The 23,538-nt window shown below is 39.3% G+C and carries 14 protein-coding genes, 1 tRNA gene and 1 pseudogene; 7 read left to right on the top strand and 9 right to left on the bottom strand.

Going from position 1 to position 23,538, the window contains the following annotated elements; all coding sequences use genetic code 11:
- Positions 1–57: 57 nt before the first annotated feature.
- A complete protein-coding gene (locus MST18_RS10000) occupies positions 58–333 on the bottom strand; it encodes an acylphosphatase (RefSeq protein ID WP_180133568.1) in 276 nt (91 codons plus the stop codon).
- A gap of 1 nt (position 334) precedes the next feature.
- Positions 335–1,822, bottom strand: coding sequence for an NAD(P)H-hydrate dehydratase (locus MST18_RS10005; protein WP_180133533.1), 1,488 nt, complete (start codon positions 1,820–1,822; stop codon positions 335–337).
- A gap of 20 nt (positions 1,823–1,842) precedes the next feature.
- Between MST18_RS10005 and queG the strand changes: the two genes are divergently transcribed.
- Positions 1,843–2,937 carry a tRNA epoxyqueuosine(34) reductase QueG gene (queG, locus tag MST18_RS10010; protein ID WP_180133534.1) on the top strand — a complete coding sequence of 365 codons (1,095 nt, stop codon included), beginning with the start codon at positions 1,843–1,845 and terminating at the stop codon, positions 2,935–2,937.
- Positions 2,938–3,214: 277 nt separating this feature from the next.
- Positions 3,215–4,207: a biotin synthase BioB gene (gene bioB / locus MST18_RS10015; RefSeq protein ID WP_180007367.1), complete on the top strand. Its 993-nt coding sequence runs from the start codon at positions 3,215–3,217 to the stop codon at positions 4,205–4,207.
- Between the two features lie 125 nt (positions 4,208–4,332).
- Here bioB and MST18_RS10020 read toward each other — a convergent pair whose 3' ends face one another.
- Positions 4,333–4,557, bottom strand: coding sequence for a hypothetical protein (locus MST18_RS10020; protein WP_180034670.1), 225 nt, complete (start codon positions 4,555–4,557; stop codon positions 4,333–4,335).
- A gap of 535 nt (positions 4,558–5,092) precedes the next feature.
- The gene (locus tag MST18_RS10025; protein WP_180133535.1) at positions 5,093–7,297 is read right to left on the bottom strand and encodes an OsmC domain/YcaO domain-containing protein; all 2,205 of its coding nucleotides are present in this window, start codon (positions 7,295–7,297) and stop codon (positions 5,093–5,095) included.
- A 368-nt stretch (positions 7,298–7,665) separates the two neighbouring features.
- On the opposite strand from MST18_RS10025, the gene MST18_RS10030 reads away from it, so the two are divergent.
- Positions 7,666–7,742 (top strand) — tRNA-Ile (locus MST18_RS10030).
- 377 nt (positions 7,743–8,119) lie between these two features.
- On the opposite strand, the gene MST18_RS10035 is transcribed toward MST18_RS10030, so the two are convergent.
- On the bottom strand, positions 8,120–9,061 hold the full coding sequence (locus tag MST18_RS10035) for an IS5 family transposase (RefSeq protein ID WP_257250381.1): 942 nt from the start codon (positions 9,059–9,061) through the stop codon (positions 8,120–8,122).
- 166 nt (positions 9,062–9,227) lie between these two features.
- On the opposite strand from MST18_RS10035, the pseudogene MST18_RS16650 reads away from it, so the two are divergent.
- A pseudogene (locus tag MST18_RS16650) lies at positions 9,228–9,350 on the top strand (hypothetical protein); the annotation flags it as partial.
- A gap of 45 nt (positions 9,351–9,395) precedes the next feature.
- Here the strand turns inward: MST18_RS16650 and MST18_RS10040 are convergent.
- The 3 genes from MST18_RS10040 to tssI all read right to left on the bottom strand — a co-directional run bounded on the left by MST18_RS10040 (position 9,396) and on the right by tssI (position 18,680).
- Positions 9,396–10,325 (bottom strand): tetratricopeptide repeat protein, encoded by a 930-nt coding sequence (locus tag MST18_RS10040; protein WP_180133536.1) that lies wholly within the window; start codon positions 10,323–10,325, stop codon positions 9,396–9,398.
- Positions 10,318–15,198 (bottom strand): RHS repeat-associated core domain-containing protein, encoded by a 4,881-nt coding sequence (locus MST18_RS10045; RefSeq protein WP_180133537.1) that lies wholly within the window; start codon positions 15,196–15,198, stop codon positions 10,318–10,320. Before MST18_RS10045 ends, MST18_RS10040 begins: the two co-directional genes overlap by 8 nt.
- 65 nt (positions 15,199–15,263) lie before the next feature.
- Positions 15,264–18,680, bottom strand: a complete 3,417-nt coding sequence (gene tssI / locus MST18_RS10050) for a type VI secretion system Vgr family protein (RefSeq protein WP_180133538.1) — start codon at positions 18,678–18,680, stop codon at positions 15,264–15,266.
- Between the two features lie 839 nt (positions 18,681–19,519).
- On the opposite strand from tssI, the gene MST18_RS10055 reads away from it, so the two are divergent.
- Together MST18_RS10055 and MST18_RS10060 are read left to right on the top strand one after the other, a co-directional pair.
- Complete coding sequence (locus tag MST18_RS10055) at positions 19,520–20,089, top strand: 1-acyl-sn-glycerol-3-phosphate acyltransferase (protein WP_180128914.1); 570 nt, start codon at positions 19,520–19,522, stop codon at positions 20,087–20,089.
- 300 nt (positions 20,090–20,389) lie between these two features.
- A complete protein-coding gene (locus MST18_RS10060) occupies positions 20,390–21,142 on the top strand; it encodes a YebC/PmpR family DNA-binding transcriptional regulator (RefSeq protein ID WP_111886000.1) in 753 nt (250 codons plus the stop codon).
- Between the two features lie 89 nt (positions 21,143–21,231).
- On the opposite strand, the gene MST18_RS10065 is transcribed toward MST18_RS10060, so the two are convergent.
- On the bottom strand, positions 21,232–21,702 hold the full coding sequence (locus MST18_RS10065) for an Lrp/AsnC family transcriptional regulator (RefSeq protein ID WP_111885999.1): 471 nt from the start codon (positions 21,700–21,702) through the stop codon (positions 21,232–21,234).
- Between the two features lie 485 nt (positions 21,703–22,187).
- Here MST18_RS10065 and MST18_RS10070 point away from each other — a divergent pair, with 485 nt between their 5' ends.
- Positions 22,188–23,516, top strand: coding sequence for a hypothetical protein (locus tag MST18_RS10070; protein WP_180133539.1), 1,329 nt, complete (start codon positions 22,188–22,190; stop codon positions 23,514–23,516).
- The last annotated feature ends 22 nt before the right edge of the window (positions 23,517–23,538 follow it).

Here is a 23,538-nt window from a genome sequence, read left to right on the forward strand (position 1 = left end):
CATATAGCTCAGTAATTCAGACTGTTTTCAAAAGCCCACTCAATCAGGTGATCAAACTTAGCGGATCATTTTAAAACCGCTATAGTCTAATTCATGCATTGGAATTTCTTGCTGATCGATTTTAGTCACGTCTGCTCGTAAAGGACCCACCAGACTGTGTTTCAGTATTTTATGAATGGCGTCTTCAGTTCCTATAATCAGCGCTTCAACTTCGCCCGTCGCTAGATTTTTCACATAACCATTCAAACTAAGTGCAAGCGCTTGCTGCTCAAACCAACGACGGTAGCCAACACCCTGCACTTTACCTTGAATTCGCAATTTAACCGCATGCATTTTAGTCTTCATCTCCTGAATGATTGACCACATGATAAACCGCTTGGGCCATATCCTGTGCCTGCAAACCACGCATCCCCGACTGCGCCAATACATCACCTGCTAAAGCATGCAGACTTACGATTTCATGCAGATGAATTTGCTGATGGAATTGTGCTTTTAAACTTGCAATCATCCCTGCAAGCACATCTCCCATACCGCCTGTACCCATTCCTGCATTACCTGCGGTGCAAATCCAAAGCTGATCTTCAAGTATTAAGCTGCCTGCGCCTTTAAGCACCCATTGACCTTGAAATTTTTCTTTTAAATGTTGAATTGCTTGTACACGATCTGCTTCAACTTCAGCAGTAGTAATACCCAATAATTTCGCAGCTTCACCGGGATGTGGCGTTGCATAGGTGCGTGCATTCAATTTTTCAGGTGTTTCAGCTAGAAACCATAATGCATCTGCATCCAAAACAATTTCCAAGGTTGACTGCTGAATCAATGGAAACCATGACTTAAACTGCTGTTGTGCCCAATTGTCACGACCAAGCCCCATGCCAAAGCTAATCGCATCGACTTGATCGATCAGTTGCCGAATCGCTTCTGTAGTTAATGCATTGATATCGCGTAGCATAATATTCGGTGCGCGCGCCAAAATAGCGGTGTGATGTCGTGCATCACAAACAACCGTGACCTTACCTGCACCTGCATGGAATGCAGCCTCAGCAGCCATAATCACCGCCCCACCCATTTCTGCATGGCCACCAACAACCAAAACATGGCCATAACTGCCTTTATGACCAAAGGCTTGACGCGCAGGTAAGGCTATTTTCTGCGGCGACAAATGAGCAAGTGGCTCTAGTTCTGTATCAGTCGGTATACATGCCATCACCACAACTTCACCTGCATATTCCTTCGCTTGACCTGTAAATAGCCCTGCTTTTAGACCCAATGCCGTAAAGGTATAATCAGCTTGAAATGCGATGGGTAAAGGCTGCCCTGTATTGGCATGTAATCCGCTTGGAATATCAATCGCAACTTTGAGTCCCGTGCATGCATTCAATCGTTGAATAATGGCTTGCCATTCGCTAGAAAGTTCACGATTGAGCCCTATACCAAATAATGCGTCGATATAAACGTCATAGTCACGCTGAAAATCAAAATGTGTATAGATCTTGAGCTTGTGAACTATCGCTTCTTGTACCGCAGAATGTAAATCTTTCGATGCTCCAATTTCAGCGGCATAGATATCAACTTGAAAGCCTGCTTGCTGTAGGTATTGCGCTGTAAGATATCCATCACCTGCGTTGTTGCCCTGCCCACAACATACTGCAATATTATTTAAATTTTGCTGCTTTAACATTGGAATGAGTTGCTGAGCAATCGACCATGCGACCTGCTGCATCAGACCATAACTGCTATTGTGCTGAGCAAACCAACGCTGCTCCCAAGCTTGAATACTTTGGCTAAGATAAACAGGGCTATGGTAAACTTGCAGACGCATTGTTTTTCCTTGTTATGATTATGGCCGCTTCAACTCCTGCACAAAAAATTCCTGTCGATCAATATGATCCAGAAACCCTAAAAGCATGGATTAAAGCACAAGCCTTAAATTTAGGTTTTTCTGATTGTGTCATCGCAAAGCCAGATGCTCAAGAGGAACTCCCTCGTTTTAAAGAATATTTAGAACGTGGTTATCATGGCGATATGAAATTCCTAGAGGAAAACCTTGAAAAACGTGCCAATCCTGCACTTTTAGTCCACGGCACCCGCAGTATCATTTGTGTCCGCATGGATTATTTGGTCGAAACCCCAAAACCACGTTATGTTCCTGATGAGCCAAATGCAGCCATCATTGCACGCTATGCACGAGGTCGTGACTACCACAAAGTCATGCGTGGTCGTTTAAAAACCTTGTCGAATATCATCCGTGAAAAAATCGGAGATTTTGAATCTAGACCCTTTGCCGACTCTGCACCAGTGTTTGAAAAATCCTTAGCTGAAAATGCAGGCATGGGCTGGACAGGCAAACACACCTTACTGATTCATAAAAAATCAGGCTCATTTTTTGTATTAGGCGAGCTGTTTACATCACTCGATTTGCCTTTTGATTCGCCGGCAACCAAACATTGTGGTTCATGCACAGCCTGTATTGATATCTGTCCAACTCAGGCCATCGTTGAGCCCTATATGTTAGATGCACGTAAATGCATTGCCTACTTAACCATCGAATATAAAGGCATCATTCCTGAAGAATTACGCCGTGGCATTGGCAACCGTGTGTTTGGCTGTGATGACTGTCAACTTATCTGTCCATGGAATAGCTTTGCGCATAAAACTCAAATTGAGGACTTTTATCCACGTCATGGTCTCGACCAAGTGAGTTTATTAGATCTTTGGCAATGGGATGAAGCCACTTTTTTAAGCTGTACTGAAGGCAGTCCTATCCGACGAACAGGCTATCAAAGCTTTATGCGAAATATCGCGATAGGCTTAGGCAATGCACCATACAGTTCAAATATTGTTCAATCATTAAAAAATTCTCGCGAAAAACATGACGCGATTGTGCAAGTTCATATTGATTGGGCAATTGCAGAACAAAACTCAAAAATGCTTTAAGGACTTTTATTCTCTATTTTCCAGATCCTTACAAAGTTTTCATTTAAGCTAAAACTTAGTGACGTAATCCAAGAAAATTAATTTTTTAGCTCAAAATAAACATTGCAGCGATTGTGCTGTCATTTAGCATAACTTTGCAAGCATCTTAAATATCAAAAGTTCTTTGAAAAAGTCATTTCAATGCATTTTAGCTAAATTGCAATGTTACAAAATAGTCTTGGAAGTCTGCAAATTTTACGTATGATGATCTGCATTAGGCAGAAAATATGGATTATTTATGAGCTACCGAAATGACTGGACACATCCAGAAATACAAGAGTTGTATCAACAACCATTGATGGATTTATTATTCCAAGCACAGACCATTCACCGTGAATATTTCCAAGCCAATCATATTCAAGTCAGCACCTTACTTTCGATTAAAACTGGTAAGTGCCCTGAAGACTGTAAATATTGCTCTCAGTCCGCACATTATGACTCTGGATTAGAAGCCGAAAAACGCATGGCTGTGGAAAAAGTCATCAATGAAGCGAAAGCTGCGCTTGCCTCAGGTTCTTCGCGTTTTTGTATGGGCGCTGCATGGCGCAATCCACATGAACGGGACATGCCCTATGTGCTAGAAATGGTGCGTGAAGTCAAAGCGCTGGGACTTGAAACCTGTATGACCCTTGGCATGCTGAATCAGTCTCAAGCAGAGCGCCTACATGAGGCAGGCTTAGATTATTACAACCATAACCTCGATACCTCTCGTGAGTATTATCCCAATGTCATTAGCACACGTAGCTATGATGACCGTTTAACGACGCTGGACTATGTGCGCCAATCTGGAATGAAAATCTGTAGCGGCGGAATTGTGGGCTTAGGTGAAAGCCGTGATGACCGTATCGCCTTTTTGATGGAGTTGGCAACGCTGCCGATTCATCCTGAATCTGTGCCGATCAATCTCCTTGTGCCTATTCAAGGTACCCCACTTGCAGAGGTTGAGAAACTCGATGTGATCGAATGGATTCGCACCATTGCAGTCGCACGGATCATTATGCCAAAAAGCTATATTCGACTCTCTGCAGGTCGTGAATCCCTGAGTGATTCAGAACAAGCTTTGGCATTTATGGCAGGTGCAAATTCACTCTTTTCTGGTGAAAAACTACTGACCACGCCAAATGCAGGCGAAGGCAAAGATCAGCTTTTATTTAGCAAACTCGGTTTAGTGGCTGAACAGCCCAAACCAAATGCTGCACAGCTTTCAACTGATGCCATGCAAATGGCTTAAAATAAGCCCCGAAGTTCGGGGCTTAGTTTTATTGAATGATCAGTGATAGGTATCAAAGTGCAATGCAAGAGATGGTGCGAACAAATGAAATGGCTAAATCACCATGAGTAGGGAAAATATATCGTTTACTTAACAAAGTTATGTGCTGTTATTAAAATTCCATAGCCTGCATTTAAATAATCCCCTTCACGAATAATGTCTTGACCATTAGCATGTTGAACCACCAATTGCTGCTGAATCGCATCATAATGAAAAGATTCAAAGCAATCTTGATGTTGTAATAACCATGCAATGGTATCTGCCATATTGGCATCGACGGTATAACGCTCGGCTTGAAAATCTTTACTCATATCTGCATGAAAACTGTGAATGTATTTCTATTTTAATGATTTCAATATTGACCGGCATTAAAAAAGTGAGCTTTCGCTCACTTTTTTTCGGCTGAGACTCTGCATTACTTTGTCACACCGCACTTACGACATTCCTTGTGTGAACCGATTTCTTCCATTTGCTCGTATTCGTAAATATGCATGCAAAATAGTTTTCTGAATAAGTGAAGCATGTTGTTAAAACTCCCGTTTATTTATTAATGTGCTTCTGAATATTTCGTCCTGAAATATTATGATCATGCCTAAACACGCCATAGCTAATTTATTAGCATATTTTTCCAATGAGTCAAATATCTTTACTTTAAAATGACACAATTTCGGATAATCGGTTATTTTTAAGCCTTCCTTATATTCACCTGAGTTCTAAGGTTTTTTATTAATATCAGCATCACAGATATAGATTATTTTTCAGCAAATTTTGCACAAAAAAACTCCCCCTTAGGAGAGTTTTTTCAAATAGATGATCACATGAGTAACGTTATTCACAAGCCCAGATTTAAACGTTCTGACTGGCAAACTTCGCACGTGCAGCATGCAATTTTTTATAGCTATCAATCAGACGTAAATGACGATCTAAACCTTCAAGTTGCATATTGGTTTCAGTTAAACCGTAGAAGCGAAGACTGCCATCCATTGAACCAATCACCGCATCCATACGTTCGTCACCAAACATACGACGGAAATTATGTTCATAGTCATTGAGATCTAAGTCATCGTCCAATTCAACTTCTAAAACCACATTCATACATTGATAGAACAAACCACGTTCGACCGTATTGGTGTTGTATTGAAGGAAGGTTTCGACCAACTCTTTTGCTTCTTCAAACTCTTGTAGCGCAATATAGATCAGTAGTTTGAGCTCAAGAACCGTTAATTGACCCCATACGGTATTATCATCAAACTCAATCCCGATGAGCGTCACAATATCCGTGTAGTCATCCACTTCAAGCTCTTCTAAGCGCTCAACCAATGACACTAACTCGTCTTCATCTAGGCGATGAATATTTAAAATATCCTCACGGAAGTCCAAAGCTTTGTTGGTATTATCCCAAACCAAGTCTTCAACCAAATACACTTCAGAATAACCCGGAACTAAAATACGACATGCCGTAGCACCAAGATGCTGGTAGACCGCCATATACGCTTCTTTGCCCATATCTTTTAGAATCGCGAACATCGCTGCGGCTTCTTCCGCATTGGCATTTTCACCTTCAGATGTGAAATCCCACTCTACAAAATCATAGTCTGATTGTGCGCTAAAGAATTTCCAAGATACCAAACCACTTGAGTCAATAAAGTGTTCTACAAAATTATTTGGCTCAGTGACTGCATTCGAGCTAAACGTTGGTTTTGGTAGATCGTTTAGACCTTCAAAGCTTCGGCCTTGTAGAAGCTCGGTTAAGCTACGCTCTAAAGCTACTTCGAGTTTAGGGTGCGCACCAAAAGATGCAAAAACCCCACCAGTACGTGGGTTCATTAAGGTTACGCACATCACAGGGTACTGACCACCAAGTGAAGCATCTTTTACCAATACAGGAAAACCTTGTTCTTCTAAGCCTTGAATACCCGCAACAATACTTGGATATTTGGCTAAAACCTCTTCTGGTACATCTGGTAGAGCCAATTCACCTTCTAAAATCTCACGTTTGACCGCACGCTCAAAGATTTCCGATAAACATTGCACTTGAGCCTCAGCCAAGGTATTCCCTGCACTCATCCCATTTGACAAGTATAAATTTTCAATCAAGTTTGATGGGAAATACACTGTTTCACCGTCGGACTGACGGACAAATGGAAGAGAGCAAATACCGCGTGCTATATTTCCTGAATTGGTGTCATATAGATGTGTACCTAATAACTCATTTTCTGGGTTATAAATTTCACGTGTGTAGTCATCCAAAATTTCGACAGGTAACTCGCCTTCTGGGCCGGGTTGGAACCATTTTTCATCTGGGTAATGCACAAAGTCAGCATTGGCAATCTCTTCACCCCAGAACTGGTCGTTATAGAAGAAGTTGCAATTGAGACGTTCAATAAATTCACCCAAAGCCGAAGCTAATGCGCTTTCTTTGGTTGAACCTTTACCATTGGTAAAACACATTGGCGATTGTGCATCCCGAATATGTAGAGACCAAACATTCGGCACGATGTTACGCCATGATGCAATTTCAATCTTCATGCCTAAACCAGCCAAAATACCTGACATATTGGCAATGGTTTCTTCTAATGGCAGATCTTTACCCGGAATAAACGTGGTACTTTCTGACGCTAAATTTGGCATAAGTAAAGCTTGTGCATCTGCATCAATGCTTTCTACTTCCTCAATGACAAACTCAGGACCAGTCTGAATCACTTTTTTAACCGTACAGCGGTCAATTGAACGCAAAATGCCTTGACGGTCTTTTTCTGAAATATCCGCAGGTAGTTCGACTTGGATTTTGAAAATTTGCTTATAGCGGTTTTCAGGATCAACAATATTGTTTTGAGATAAGCGAATATTGTCTGTCGGAATGTCTCGCGCCGCACAATACACTTTTACAAAATACGCTGCACATAATGCTGACGACGCCAAAAAGTAATCGAATGGTCCGGGAGCAGAGCCATCGCCTTTATAGCGAATGGGTTGGTCGGCAATTACCGTGAAGTCATCAAATTTGGCTTCTTGTCGAAGGTTATCGAGATAATTAACCTTAATTTCCATGTGGGCACCTAAATATTCTTATGTGTCAGTGCAACACATAAAAATGAAAACTTAAGCCGAATAACTGTAGGACATTGACTTAAAAATGTGAGGCCAGTACCAATCTATGCGCTGTTGAGCACGGTACTGACAAGAATGGGCATTATTATAAGGTTATTTTGACTGTTTGATAACTTTTGTCGTGATTTACATCACGATAGGATTCGGCACTTTGTGCATTTTGGTCTAATCCAAGCTCAACTGCTGCAACTACAGCCAATTTGTTGTGTTAGTGTGCAGCCGTGAAGAAAAAGGCTTGTCTTTTAAAAAAATCTTCGCTAGTATGCTTTGCGTCTGAACTTGTTGATAAATAACACATTCAGAATATAGGGCCTATAGCTCAGTTGGTTAGAGCAGCGGACTCATAATCCGTTGGTCCACAGTTCAAGTCTGTGTGGGCCCACCAATTTTTTGTAATCATATGCACAGCTTTGCAATGATTTAATATATAAACCCATGAATTATAATGATTCATGGGTTTTTTATTTCTTTTTTGCAATATGCTGCACTGTAATATAGAAAGCTTTTCCTTATAGGATTTGTGATCTATATAATTTAACTTCACTTTACTTTTAAATGGCTAAAAATTAAGTATAAAAATCAAGATTTAATAACACGAAAATAAGTATCTAACCGATAAGTCGTAAATGTATCAACGATGTACGGGGCATCTTCCGCGACCTGACATTCATACTCCACACTCTGAAGCCATTTAGGTTGTGTATCAAAAGGGCTTTGTTGCACAAAGATTTGAAATGCAAAGCACCCCTAATTGAGCCAAATTTAAGGCGTAACTTGGGTAAGTGGTCGACCTAATTCCGTAAATCTGTTAAGGACTGCTACACGTGCATGGATCTCATTCACTTGGCTATCAAAACTCCTTGCACTGAGTTTATCTCCTAATAATTTGATGCAATGCATCTTATTTTCAATCATACTTCGCCGATGATAGCCTGACCATTTTTTCCATAGTGTCCTGCCTGAGAAGCACTGCTTCGCAAGATTAATCGTTCGAAGTAATTCATTTCGCTCTAGCGTGCTACTCTTTGTATCTTTCCATGGTTTCGCATTTTTTCTAGGTGCAATCACCGCATGCGCTTGCCGATCTGCAATGACCTGACGGCATTGCTTGGTGTCATAAGCTCCATCGGTATAAACAGAGTCAATTTGCTCATCTTGTGGAAACTGATTAAGTAAATCACCAAGCACCTGTGAATCACTGAAATTATTGGTTGTGAGCTGAATAGCGCGTATTTGTAGGGTTTTAGCATCTATACCAATATGTAGTTTACGACATTGGCGACGATATTCAGGTCCATGTTTCTTGCGTTTCCATTCTCCCTCACCTAGAAACCTCATGCCTGTAGAGTCTACGAGTAGATGCAGCCCATCGCTACTTTTTTTGGTAGCTGATTGCAATATCAATATGCTTTTGTCTTCTACAAATGGTGGAATACGAATATCACTAATATTCGGGGCTGCCCAATCTAATCTACAAAGATGAATAAAACTTTCAACAAAGCCAGTGACCATACGTAAAGACAAACGGAATAGAGATTTAATCATCAGACAGCATTGGATAGCAGCATCAGAATAGGTTTGATTTCGAACATGCTTGCCTTTTGATGGAGCATACCATTGCGTAGTAGGATCAAACCAAATGGCAATATTTCCGCGATTAATGAGTGCTCGGTTATATGCGGGCCAATTGGTTGTGCGGTAGATTTTGTGTAGACTTCTTCATCTGAAAATTATATGGCTGAAGAAGCCCTTAAGAATAGCTTTGTGCAACAAAGCCTCTACACAGCTATCATAATATTTTCATATTGTGAATAAAATTTATTTAATAGCATATTAACTTTATAAACTACAAAACATTTAAAATTTCTTCGACGCACAACAAACTATACGTATTTATAAGCCATCTACAGTTTAAACCAAGCAAAGTCAATACAATGCTTATGTAACCTTGATACAAGCTTTAGGTGGTAGTCCGATTAAGCAGTTGCCTTAAGTTTTAGATGTAAAAAGCCCTGAGGGCTTTTTTATTATGAGTCAATTAATGAAATTCTTTTAATTTTTGTATTGCTTCATTACTTCCTTTTTCAGCTGCCTTTGTATACCAATATAAAGATTTTTTATTATCAGCCTTTACACCAATCCCATTTTCATACATTAATGCTAAATTATACATTGCATCCTTATTTCCTAAATCAGTTGCATAAATTAAATTCTGAAGTGCATCCTCATATTTTTTCTCTGAAAAAAAGAGCATACCTAAACTAAAAGCAGATTCAGAAGAGCCTAATTGAGCAGATTTTATGTACCAATATTTCGCATTATTAATATTTTTTCCCAACCCATCACCAATTAAATACAAGGTTGCAAGATCATACATTGCGATCATATGACCAAGTTCTGCTGCTTTTCTTAACCATTCTATAGATTTTTTTTGATCAATTTCAACCCCATCACCATACCTATACATTAATGATAAATTATACTGTGCACTTTTATCATTTTTATTTGCAGCTTTGAATAACCACTTATATGCTTCTTTAGAGTCTTTTTTAATATCTTTACCTTCTAAATATAACATACCTAAATTATATTCAGCTAAAGTATTATTTTGATTTGCAGATTTTACAAGCCATTCAATAGCCATACCATTATCAGCCTTAACAACAATACCCTCTAAATAAAAAGTAGAAATCATGAGTTGGGCATTTGAGTTATTTTGATTAGCAGATTGAATAAAATAATCATAAGCCTTTTCATAATCCTTAGAGCAACCATTTACACCTAAATAGTAATAAGACCCTATTTTATATTGAACCGATGAATTCAACAAATCAGCTTCATCATTAGCACTAATACAATTATCTACAAAAGCGTTATTTTTATAGTTATTATTTTTACCACTTATATTCTCAGTAGCATGTAAAAACAGACTAGTACATCCAAAAATTAGAATTATTATCTTATTCATCTTTTACCTCCACAATCGACCCATTTTCATATTTATATTCTGGGATTTTTGGGACACTTTTTAGATCGGATAATTCAGGGTTAACTGTTTTTAAAATCTCAACACCATCTCTCACCTTATCATACTTATCATTAAAATTACCTACTGGTGAAATGAATCCAACACAGTTATTAATATTTAATTCAGAACACTTTTGAACAGCATCTAAAGTTGCTAAAGTCGGATTAACTTTTCCTCCATATTCCAATGCGTTATCTGCAACTAATTTCCCCCCCTCTCTTACCATTGCAGCTCTACTTTCAATCGCATCTGCTGGCATATATGTTGGCAACCCAGCTGCTTCTCTAATATCATTTCTCTCCTGTGCACGTTTTTGAGCCTCTGTCATAGGTGGTGGCTCTTGTCCACAAGCATATGATGTTCCCATCATACAGCTTGATGGAACATAATCTAGAGCTGCTGAAGCTTTTCTTCTAACTCTATCTGCCTCTCTTCCCTGTCTAAGTCGCTCTTCCTCTTTCTTCTTTTTATCATCTCTATTTAAGTAATTTCTAGATTGAACATCTTTACCAATTACATTATGACTGTTTTTTTGTGCTTCGTACGCTTTACCTTGATTTGTCGTAAAATGTGTTACTCCGTTTTCATCAGTCCATGAATAAACACCTTGCCCCATCAACCCCATCGGATCCACCCACTGATTTGGATCACTTACATAACTAGAATTATTCAAACCACCAAATAACCCGATTGGATCTTTACTTACATATCTCGCACTAAACGGCTCATAATATCTGTAACGGTTATAATGTAATCCAGTTTCACTATCGTAATATTGCCCTTGAAAACGAATATTGGTTTGCTCTAATAAATTTTCACTGGTGTTAATCTCTAAAGCTGTGCCCCATGTATCTTGCTTAATTTCCCATATACATTCACCTAACTCATTTGTTAAAGTCTGCGGTGTTCCAACTTGGTCACAGTGATAAAAAAGTACCCGCTCCAATTCAGCTTTATTTTTTCGTGTTTCAGTTTTCCATATCGGGTCTTTATAAACCGAATAATCTTCATGCTGAAATTGAGCATAATATGGAGTTTCTAAAAGCTTGATAAAACCTGTATAGCCCGTTTGCAGCAGCGGTACAAAACTCTGAGGTTCATAGACATAATGCTTGGTGTAGTTTTCTTCGAAGTCATAAGATTGCTGTGACTCCCAAATCATCAAATCACCGTCCCAGCCAAATAAGGTCAGGGTTTGCGCATTTTGATTTTTCTTATATAAACGCCGTCCAAATACATCATAACCATATTCAGTCACCAGACCATTATGGTCACTGCAAACCAATCTGTTCAGGTTATCCCACGTCAGTTTTAATGTTTTGCCTGCATGGCTGCTTTCAATCACATTGCCTTGCGCATCGTATTTATAGTTTTTACCCTGATATTGAGCGATCAAATTATTTTTGACTTGAGACGCCTGCGTGGCAATCGGGTCAATCAAATTCCCCGCAGGGTCAAAAGCAAAGCTTTCCGTTTTATGCACACTTTGGCTCTGTATCAAACGGCCAACCGCATCATATTGATAATTCAGCTTGCCTAAACGGCTGTCGTCCACCTGCGTGAGTAGATAATTTTGATCATAATGATACTGCCGTTCTGCTTGATGCTGTACACGACCTAATGTCTCTTGCTCTGGCTGAATCAGCTGCGAACTGAGTAAACCTACATCATTATAGTTTTTGGTTTGAACCAATCCATTGGCAAGCATCCGCGCTGTTTCACGGTGCAAGTCATCGCGCTGAAATGCCACCATGTCTTTTTTATTTAACGCAATGCCATAAATATGCCCTGAACCATAACTCAAATTGCTTTGAACCTGTCCATCAGGGCGAATCGTTTGAGTTAAATTTCCCAGCACATCATATTCATAACGCAGCACAGCCGTCAGCGGAGTTAAATGCGGCACTTTATAATGCTGATGCTCACGGACCAATTGGCCAAGCGCGTTGCGATAAAAATCGATTTGACTGTCTTTATTCGTCGCCTTACTCAACTGATGATTCAGGTTGTATTCAAATTCTTCTGTTTGACTTACACGAGTTTGTACATGGGTATAAGTTTTTGAAGCGATTGCACCATCAGCAAAATATGCAAATTGAGTAAACACATTCGGCTGACGGATTTGGAACAGCTGACCGTTTTCATTGTAGCTATAATATTTTTCTTCGCCATCGAAAGCCTGTTCACGTGCCAATTGACCATAACGGTTATATTCAAATAAATATTCTGCATGGTTTTGATTGATCAGCTTTTGAATACGGCCTTGCTGATCCCATTGGTAGCCAATTTGATGACGGTTCGCATCTATACGCTGTTCGAGCAAACCCGCAGCGTTATAACGGTACTGCGTGCTTAAACCTTTGGTATCCGTATGCTTGAGCAAGCGCCCTTCTTCATCATGCTCAAATTGTTCTTTTAAACCATCAGGGTAGACAATTGCTTTAAGCTGGCCTTTGTCTTTGCCATCTGTGCTGTAGATATATTTGACTTGCTGTGCATCAGCAGACTGCTGGGCCGTCAGTGCGCCTTCTTCATCATATTCCCATGCGCTTTCTTTACCTGAACAATCGCTATATGCGGTCATTTGCCCCAAATCATTGTATTGAATTTTTTTAGAGCCGCCTTTGGCATCAATGATTTCTACAACTTGATTATCGTTGTTGTATTTATATTGCGTGCTATAACCTAAAGGATTAATTTCCTTCGTTACATTACCGTCTGCATCGTATTCTTTTTTCCAAATATGACCTTCTGGATCTTTAGTTTCCGTCAAATTTCCTGCTTCATCATAGGCAAAACGGATGATGCCTCCATTCGGCTGTACAATTTTAATCAGCTGATCTTGCTCGTTATAAACCTGTTCGGTTTCTAGGCCTGCAAAATCAATTTGACGGGTAATACGTTTTTGACTGTCACGCGATAGCCATTTTTCACGGCCATCGGCTAAGCGTGTGCGATAGGTAAAACCATCTAAGTCAAAATAGTAATAGGTCGGCACATCATAAGCATCATATACAGCAACTTGGCGCAGTCGTGGATGCCACTCCAAACGGGTCTTAAAGCTGCCGTCATCAGCCCATTCTGCGATGGCTTTGGCATTCGCTTCTTTTGATTCATATCGAATATTATGCCCACGCCCTGTACGGTCGGTATAACGGGTCAGCTGATGCGCATCATTATATTCATAGCTGCGCACGTGACCATTTTGATCCACTGCCTGAATTAAATTACCTTGCGTATCATATTCATAGCGTGAAACTGGCTCTGCTTGCTCATCCACAAAGGCAGCAATGATTTTCACTTGTTCATTAAAGGCAAACTTGAGCTGGTGTTTGCCTCGCTTCAGTTGAAAATCAATACTTTGCAGATAAGCCTGCTGTTCAAATAGTAAATAACTTAAAGCAACTTTTTCATCTGTTTCTTCATTGAATTGCTGAATCAACTCATAGTGTTTTCCGTCATTAAAGCTGTGAAAATGGAAACTCCACGCTGAACCAAAGTTTAGTAGCAAATCTTCATTTTCTAAAGGTTCTACCGTAAAGCCTTCATAAGGCACCGTGTATGCTTCATAGGTAATTGAATCTGGTAGCTGATGCTTGCGCCCATTACTATCAATAAACAAATAGCCGTTTTTATTTTGGATGATGACATTCGAAAAAGGCATCATCCAACGAGCGCCTATCATGCTGCCATCAAACTCATGCATTTGCGAATTATATTGACGGCTGAAGCTAAAGCCCACTTTGGGTAAGGAGAAATCAGTATGATTGACTCGTTCTGCGCCAATGGAATAGCTGATACTGTGCTTAGATTGTGAGTCAGCTCCTTGGCAAGGCGGATTATTCAGTGCATCGGCCTGTAAAGTTAAAAACTCTAAAGTATCACCTGTTGTATGCTGCTCATGCTCACCAGTTTGATTTAAAGGAACGCTGGCACTGGCTTTATTGCCTTGTTTTTTGATGGCTTTTAAGGTTTCTTGTATCAACCAAGCAATACTATATTTTGTACCTGTATTTGCTTGTTGCTGAATTAGATTCGGTAAAAGCGATTGTGCTTGTTGTGCTTCCAACTGTAAAGATGTGACCCCTGTTGGCTTTTTAAGTTTCGGTATCAAACTAGCAAGCGCACTGGTTTGTGTCAGATCAATCAGCGGTTTCGTCCAGTTACTAAATTGTTCCGTTGGATCTCGTTTTTCGGCAGTTGCGCCAAAATTAATGGTTGGTGATACCAGTCCTGATTTCGTTTCAGTTGCAAAGGCTGAGAGTATGGATATACCCAATGTGCTTGCACCTGAAAGCAAGGTAGGTAATTTAGCTTGTGTTTCAGTCAGGAATTTTTCTATATCCCCTGCCATTTGCGCATTTAAATGCAAAGACATGCGACGGATATCGGCTTCTTTGACTTTACCATTTTGCGGATATAAACATTCAGCCATGAGTCCCAATAAAGGACGTAAAGCCATTCGTACATGAGCTTCGGCTTTGGGTTCTAAGTATAAACCAATCAAGTTCATACAAAGTAAAGCGCCTTGCTGTACTCCTGACTCACCTTGTTTTTGCTCAGTACAAAACAATAGTAAATCTAAGACTGAACCTGAAAGTGCAAAAATATTGGCAACCGTTGGTACATTAGCAAGACTTTTCAACTGCCCTAAGTTGGTATTACCACATTGCTTTAAATAGTTTTCAATTTGATGTGCAATAAACTTATGATCTTCTGTATGCGTCACACTCTCTAAGTTAAAAATCGCCAGTTCAACTGCTGGCTTAGTTGTTGTCTGTTGTTCTTGTTGAACATTTTGCTCAGTTGTCATGTAAAAACCTATTACTCAAATTCTAAATATTTAAAATTGTGTTTTGCTGTCGCTCTTATGAAGTACTAACCATTGTTCTTTTTCGGTCGTGTGGTTTCACTGTAAGTGAGGTAAGGACTTGAATATTGTTTCCGGTCCACCCAATCATCATCACTAGCAAGGACAGGTATCGCTTTTTCTGGTGCAGCTTCCGCTACTTTTATTTCAGTAACTTTAGGCACTGCGACTGGTGCAGCTGTCACATTCGTAGGCGTTGCAGAGCCTTCTCGAATGGTTTCCGTATAAGTCAATGCGCGTGTGGAATAAGAAATTTTACGGCCCACTATATCCTTATCAATGGTTGCTTGTGAGTTCTGAACTGCGGCAGCAGTTGACCCAGAAACGATGCCGTTACTCATTCCACTTCCACCTAATACGCTGGATAAGCCTTGTGCACCCTGACCCAAACTTGCCATTTGTGAAGCAGAAAGTCCCAAGTTGAGTTTCGATGAAATTGCAGATAGTGCGGAATTGTTGACTTGGTCTTTAAATTGATTTAATGCCTGTCCACCTAGATCTTTTAATGCATTTTTTCCGATATTTTTTAAAGAATCGGCATTTAAATTAAAGAGATTATCTTTTAACCGTGATGTTAAATTTTGCCCCAACGAACCCAATGTATTTTGTAAAAAGTCCGAAGCGCCTGGTACCACTTTTTCCGCCCATTGATAATCACGCTTAAAATGACTCGCTGAATCCCAAGCACTTCGAGGATCTTTGTCAAACTCAACTTTAGCCGGTCCTGGTGCAATACCCGTTACTTGAGCAAAGCCATTGCCGTCTAATTTTCCTGTAACTTGCTTGCCCAAAGCATCAATGACTTTAAAACCGGTGCCACTAAAGAAATCTTGACCACCATAACTTTTAAGCAGTTCTAAGGCCCCTTTCATCGGATTAGAAGCAGGAAGTTGTGCAGACTTGCTAGCACTCGATGCTGGTTTAAATAGATGCTGCCCTGCATTTACTTCAAATTTACCACCTGTCTTAGCAAGAATTCCCGTGCCATTTAAAGTAATTTGGGAAGAAGCTCCTGTGATCACAATCTCTTTAGGACTGCTAATCTCTATTTTGTCTTCAGTAGAAGAAATCGTAATTCCTTTTTTTGCCAAAATATCCATAGCATCAGACTGTGCCTGAATTTCGACTTTACTTTGCGCTGCTATTGCTTTAATGCCACCTTGAGCTGCAAATAAGCTAACCTTACCTAAAGCTTGTCCCACAATATTTTTTTGCGTACTCAGGTTAATGCTATCACCGGCAATTTGGTTGATCATGCCTGTTGCAGATAAATGAATATCCTCTGGTGTACTAAGTGCAATACCATCCACTGAGTTAAGTAAAAGAATGGCTTTTTTAAATTTAGCGATATCTTTTTCTATTTCACTGGCAAAAGCTTTTAGCTGTTCAACAGATTCAATTTCATCTGTTTTTTGTTGTTTTGCAATATCACTTAAAGACTTACTATTACTATGACTCGTCTCCAGCTGTGTTCTTGCAATCTCTGCATCTAAATGTTCACCATTGGCCTTTTCCTGTTTATAAGTCGACACCAATAAACCTTGTCCAGCTCGTACTGCCCCCCATTGATCGGTCCGCAGCTCAAAACCTTCACCCCGATCTTCACTTTCTGCTTTATCTTTTGGATGACTGAGCTTACCGAGGTTCAGTTGGCTCGCACCATGACTACTTTGCAGCTGGGTACTAATTTGCCCTGTGGTGTCATCAAAGCGTAATTGACCAAAACCCTCTCCCGCCACTTCTTTGGAACGAATTCCCGCAAGTTTTTTGGTATCTGGTAATTGTCCTTTATTGTCAAATTTAGTGGGACTACGCTGCGCTTCATGAATACGACCCACGACAAAAGGTCGGTCAATGTTGCCATCAAAGAAATCAACGACGACTATTTCACCAACTCGAGGTAAGAAGCGTGCGCCATAACCTTCGCCGGCCCAAGGGGTCAACACATCAACCCAAGCCGAGTCTGTGTCATTATTGTTCGCACCTGCCCCACCATCATGGCCATGATCATCAGAACGGGTAAACAGAAAACGAACTTTTATCCGTCCCCATTCATCAACATGGATTTCTTCACCGGCAGGACCCACAACTTTGGCACGCTGTGGATGTGTTACTGGTCGATGTGTAAGTGGATTAAATTCAGGGACGGTCGTAATATTTCGACGTTGCAAAGCCAAGGTATTGGCTTGGCGTTCATCCGCATCGCTTTGTTTGACTTGCCACTGACTTTGATGGATCAGTTGTGTAACTTGATCGGTTAAGTCTTTGGGTAAATTATTTTGGTTATAAAAAGACTTAGATAAAATCAAAAATTCTTGATCGGCACCACGATGCTGGTCAATCTCTGGATGCTCATCCAATTTGAACCAATAACCAACTTGTGTATCACGCACGGTACTTTTAGCAATAAATTGTTTGGCTTGAGCCGCATAATAATCACTAAAATTTTGATTGAGACGTTCAACTTGAGCACTATTAGAGGCAGTTGCAGCATCTTCACCATTCAGATCTTGCATCCATGCAGGGCTCACATGCCATGCCTGCTCTAAGCTTAAACTCGCATTATCTTGATTTTGGCTATGTAGGTGCTTGCTTTGTACTGCACCACCACCCTCGTCCTGTTCAAGCACATCTGCCTGCCACCGCTGCACATGTACCGACGTCGGCTGCAGACTGCGCTGACCGATAAAACTGGTCATACTGTCATTTTTTTCAGTTGCACTACTGCGATGAAAACGAATATTACGTCGTTCCAAAGCTTGATATTGACTATTATCATCAATCAAACGTAGCTTTTGGGCTGCGATGGGTGCCGCAGACGATGTTACAAAAGATTGAGCTTCATCAACCAGCCAATGAATGCCTTCACTGCGTAATAAGCGGGTAATAAAATCATAGTCGGTTTCATTACTTTGCATCATGAATGGTCGAACGTCATACTCTTTTTTTAAGCCACTTAAGTCCAAACTTAAGCTCGCTGCAAAAAGTGGGCTCTTTTTTTGCCATTCCTTAAAAACAATCTCGACCACATCTTTGACCGATTTATTCATAAACACACGGCTATTACGACGCTTATGCCACAATCCCGTTGCATCTTCTAAGGTCAACTTATATAGCGTTAATGCACCATCACTTTGGCCTTGAAATGCTTCAGTAATGATCCCGGTAATACGAAAAAGTTGCCCCGCATCGGTCACCTGATCGATTGCGACTTGCGTACCAATAAATTGTTTGAGTTCTAAGGTCGCAGAAGTAGACAGACAAATCAGTTGTACATTTAAACCTGTACTAAGCGCATGTTCCCCATCAATGCGTTGTAAAAATACCGCCTGATTTAATGTCGAATTTGAAAATTGAATGTGCAAAGCACGTTTTTGTGGACTAATGCCCAATTTTTCAATTGCAGAGTATATATTGTTCAGCATTGTTATTATCAAACATCAATTTTATTTAAATTTCCCGAACATTTAATCAAATTATTCAATATAATCCAAGTCTACAAGATAATTTTTTTGTGTTTTTAGTCAGCTTTAAATATCTGAAATAATTAGTCAAAATTTCATAAAAGATGAAATATCGTTTTAATGTTTAATTTATAATTACAAGAACAGAGCAGATTATTTACAACAAGGAATAGCCATTTCGGATACCTACTCAAGAATATCTAATATTGAAAATCTAAAAAATATCAAATAAAAATTTCTATTGAGATACAAGTTCAAGACTCAATAACAAAACCACATTAATATCTTTTTACTATTAATTAAATATAATTATTATATAAAATATATGGTATTAATAAATCAACTATGATGCCTATAAATTTCGGCAAATATTAAGACTCAACCTGTTCAGGCTTTCTTAAGTCCAAATAAAACTCAACAATTGACCAAATAACAATCAAAGCAAACATAGCAACAGCGAATAACACAGCAGTTAAATAAATCATGCTTGAGTTCTCCGTTAGAAATCGAGTTAAGACCAACAGGTTAAAAGTTTTAACCTACGACAAAAGTCTAATAAGAATTTCTGACGGTGCCTAGCCATATTTAGCAAATTTTTAAGAGTATTTTTATCTATGATGATAGCTTTACCATATAAAATTTAGCCGATTTATTGCTAAAAAGTATAATTTTTCAATCCGCCCTTCTTATTCCGATTTGAAATATCTGCACAATTCAGATCAAAGCTCACTTAAATCCTCTTGACTCATGATCCAAACAAGCAGAAATTACACCTTTTTTAAATCACCGTATCACCGACTATGTTGAAAAAGTTTATTGGCGAATCTGCATTTAAATTAGCAGGCTGGAAATACCACGTAGAACCTGATGTTTTAGAAAATAAACAAGTGATCGTCGGCTTTGAACACACCTCAATGATGGATGCTGTTCTTTCACTGGCCCTTTGCCAAATTTACGACATTAAAATTCACACGCTGATTAAAAAAGAACTCTTTAAAGGTCCATTTAAACCTGTCCTTGAAGCGATTGGCGGTATTCCTGTAGACCGTAAAGCCAATAAAGACATCGTGACTCAAATGGTTGAGCATTTTGAAGCCAATGAAAAATTTAATTTAGTCATTGCTCCAGAAGCGACACGTGCAGAACGTGGTGAAGCACGAAAACCGATTCGTACAGGCTTTTGGTATATCGCTAAAGCTGCAGGTGTGCCGATTGTATTAATGTATGCCAACTCAAAAACCAAACAAGGCGGTATTTTCGGTAAAATTTACCCGACTGAGCTCGATCACGATTTAGCTTTAATTAAGCAACTCTATAAAGATAAAGTAGGTTTAGATATCGTGATCCCAGAACCTAAAAATAAACACTAAGCGCAATTCACGTTTTAACTAACTACGTATTTAAAGATATAAATGTATCGTGCTCCACGCATTGTACATTTATATCTTCCTGTTATAACAGGATCAGACTCCCCCTTTTAGCCCGATTCTCATCATAAGAAAAATTACAGTACGGGCGTTTAGACATTTCGCATTATTTTCTCAGATTTGGATATTTTTTTTTCAACTACTCAATTCATGAAATCCAGTACTTTCACACAAAAAAGCCATTATGGTAGAATTTGCTCAATTTGATAGGCATAAGGCCAATCTACAAGGAGCATATTTCGCATGGCGGGTCATTCCAAGTGGGCTAATACTAAGCATCGTAAAGCAAAACAAGATGCGAGCCGCGCTAAAGTATTCACAAAATTTATCCGTGAAATCGTGACAGCTGCACGTTTAGGCGGCGGTGATGTAGCGTCTAACCCACGTTTACGTGCTGTTGTTGAAAAAGCATTAGTTGCAAACATGACACGTGACACCATTAACCGTGCGATCCAACGTGGTGTGGGCGGTGAAGAAAATACCGATCTAAAAGAAGTAACCTACGAAGGATATGGCGTTGGTGGTGTTGCGGTCATCATTGAAACAATGACGGATAACTTGAACCGTACTGTTCCTGACGTTCGTCATTGCTTCTCGAAAACTGATGGTAATTTAGGTACTGCAGGTTCAGTAGCTTATATGTTTACCAAACGTGGTGAGATTACTTTTGAAGATGTTTCTTTAGAAGATCAAATCATGGACGTCGCTTTAGAAGCGGGTGCTGAAGACATCGAAGTGGACGAAGAAGAAATTCTAGTTATCACAACACCTGAAACTTTCGGTGAGGTTCAGGATGCACTTGCAGCAGCAGGTTTAAAATCTGATAACGCCGAAGTGGTCATGAACCCTTCAACTAAAGCGTTAATTTCAGATATCGAACAAGCGAAAAAAATCATCAAAATGATTGATATGTTTGAAGATCTTGACGACGTTCAAAACGTGTATACCAACGTTGAATTCACCGATGAAGTGATGGCTGAGTTAGAAGCTCTATAGTTCAATCGAGTGAAGTATAAAACGCACCCTTCGGTGCGTTTTTTATTGCCTAGCTTTCAACTGTTTGAGTTTATATATGAGGGCTGCATTTAAACCTTATTTAATAAGCCATTACAGTTAAAAACATTATATTGTTTAATTACAAAGCTCGAATGTAATGCAACTACGTGTTCAATTTTACCAATGCGCTTGAGTAAAATTTCACTATAGTTTTCCATATCCCGTGCAACGACTTCCACAATAAAATCGGCAGACTGCCCTGTCACCAAAAATGCATTAATGACTTCTGGAATACTTTCTAATGCTTCTAAAAATTTAGCAAAAGTATCTGTATCATGTTTGCTTAAGGACACCTGTAGCAGCACATGCAAACTAAAGCCCAATTTTTGATAATTAATTTCACGTTTCAGACCACTGATAATATTGTGATCAATCAATTGTTTGATCCGACGATGAACTGAACTGACCGATAAATTCACCCGCTCTGACAGTTCATTTAAATTGACATCTTCATGGGTCAAAATTTCTAAAATTTGTTTATCAAAACGGTCTAGTTCCATCAGTCTACTCCAGCCATTTTTGAAAACAGTGCTGATGATCCAGATTCATCAAACACCTGTTGTCATTTTCAATGTTATTTTAAGTTTTAAAATCAGCATTTATGTGCAAGTTTTCTCATGTATAGCATGATTTATTAAAAATAATAAAGCTCATATGCATTATGAACATAATAATTTGCATAAATATCGTGTTTAAATGAATGTTTTTTCATCAAAGTTTAGTTTTTATATTCTAAATAACGTCTTTAGACAACCTACCAATAAAGCTTCTCGATGCATTCCATTGATCTGAATAAATCAATTTCAGATAAAAGGAAAATAAATTTTATTTTATATTTTTCAACTTTTTATTTTTACTATATTTTTCAATGTGCGCTCTATTTCACATTTTGCTTTTTTTTCACTTATTTACTAGATTTGGTAATTACATTAAAAAATAGCGGCGGTTCATAAATATACAAAAAAACAAAAACGGAAGAATAAACATGGCAATTAAATCACTGAGTTCACTCAGCTCAAAATTAAGTTCTGTACTAAGTCCTTCCCTACAGCTCAGTACAATTAGCAGCACGGTCAGTAACCTACTTAGCCCACTTAAACCTACAACCAATATCACGGATACACTGACAGGATTATTGGGTAATTTAGGTGGCACAAAGTCTTTTGATTTTAGCGCACTGACTAAATCGCTTCCGCAAGTGATTAGCACGATTCAAAGTCTTACATCCAATAACGGTTCAAATTCGGATGCACTCAAGACATTGATGACAACTCTGCAACCACTCCTACAAAACTTAGGTAGCAACGCTGGCTCAACAGAGATGAATCAGTTGGTTCAATCTTTACCTACCATTGTCAACAGCTTGCAAAGTTTATTGAGTAGCACCAATAACCAAGGCAATCTTCCTGACAATATTAGTAGCGCTGTAAATGCCATAAAACCACTGCTTGCTATGCTTGGAAGCGCAACAGGGTCAACGGATGCAACGCAAATTATCAATACACTCAGTCAAGTTTTAGAATATGCGCAACCTATTATTCAGATGATTGGGAGCTCGTCTTCTGGAAACATCGACTTTGGGCAAATTGCACAAGGTGCAACGACTGCCCTCCTACCTTTATTAGCTTCAATCAATAAAGACAACTCAACTATTGATATGGAACAGTTGAGTCATGCTTTACCGACAGTGATTGGAAGTGTGACCAATCTAGTGACCGCCATTTCATCAGCCAACCAAGGGAATGTCCCTGAGACCATTTCAGGGGTGATCAAAGGACTTAATCCGCTGTTAGATTTACTGGCAAAAAGCGATGTCATCGATACGGATCAGGCTCAAACCGTCAAAGCGATTTATGATGTATTAAATAGCGTGAGCACCATTTTGGATGTGGTCAACAATCCATCCTTACTGACGCTTTCAACTGATTTAAATCAAGTGATTGATTCATTGAAACCAGTCATTGCTCTGATGGACAGTAATGGTGAAGCGACTCAGTTCCTCGATCAACTGACCATTCCAGATCTTGGCGATTTACTTGGCAATCTTGCTCCTGAAAAAATTGATCTTGGTTCTATCACGGATCAGTTCAACCAATTGACTGAAAACCTCACGGGCCAATTACCGAATATTAATGACCTATTGGAAAATTTAGGTTCTGCTCAAGGTGATTTTGATATCTCCACCATCATCCCAAGTATTAAGGATGCGCTAGGCAATATCTTCTACCCTGTTATGCCTCTGAATACTTTACAAGCCGATAGTATCAGTCCAGTGCTGAATATTTTGGATATTCAACAACAAAGCTATATTTAAGGATTGAATGTCTGATAAAAAA

Source organism: Acinetobacter sp. YH12068_T (genome assembly GCF_024606005.1).
Taxonomy (GTDB): domain Bacteria; phylum Pseudomonadota; class Gammaproteobacteria; order Pseudomonadales; family Moraxellaceae; genus Acinetobacter; species Acinetobacter amyesii.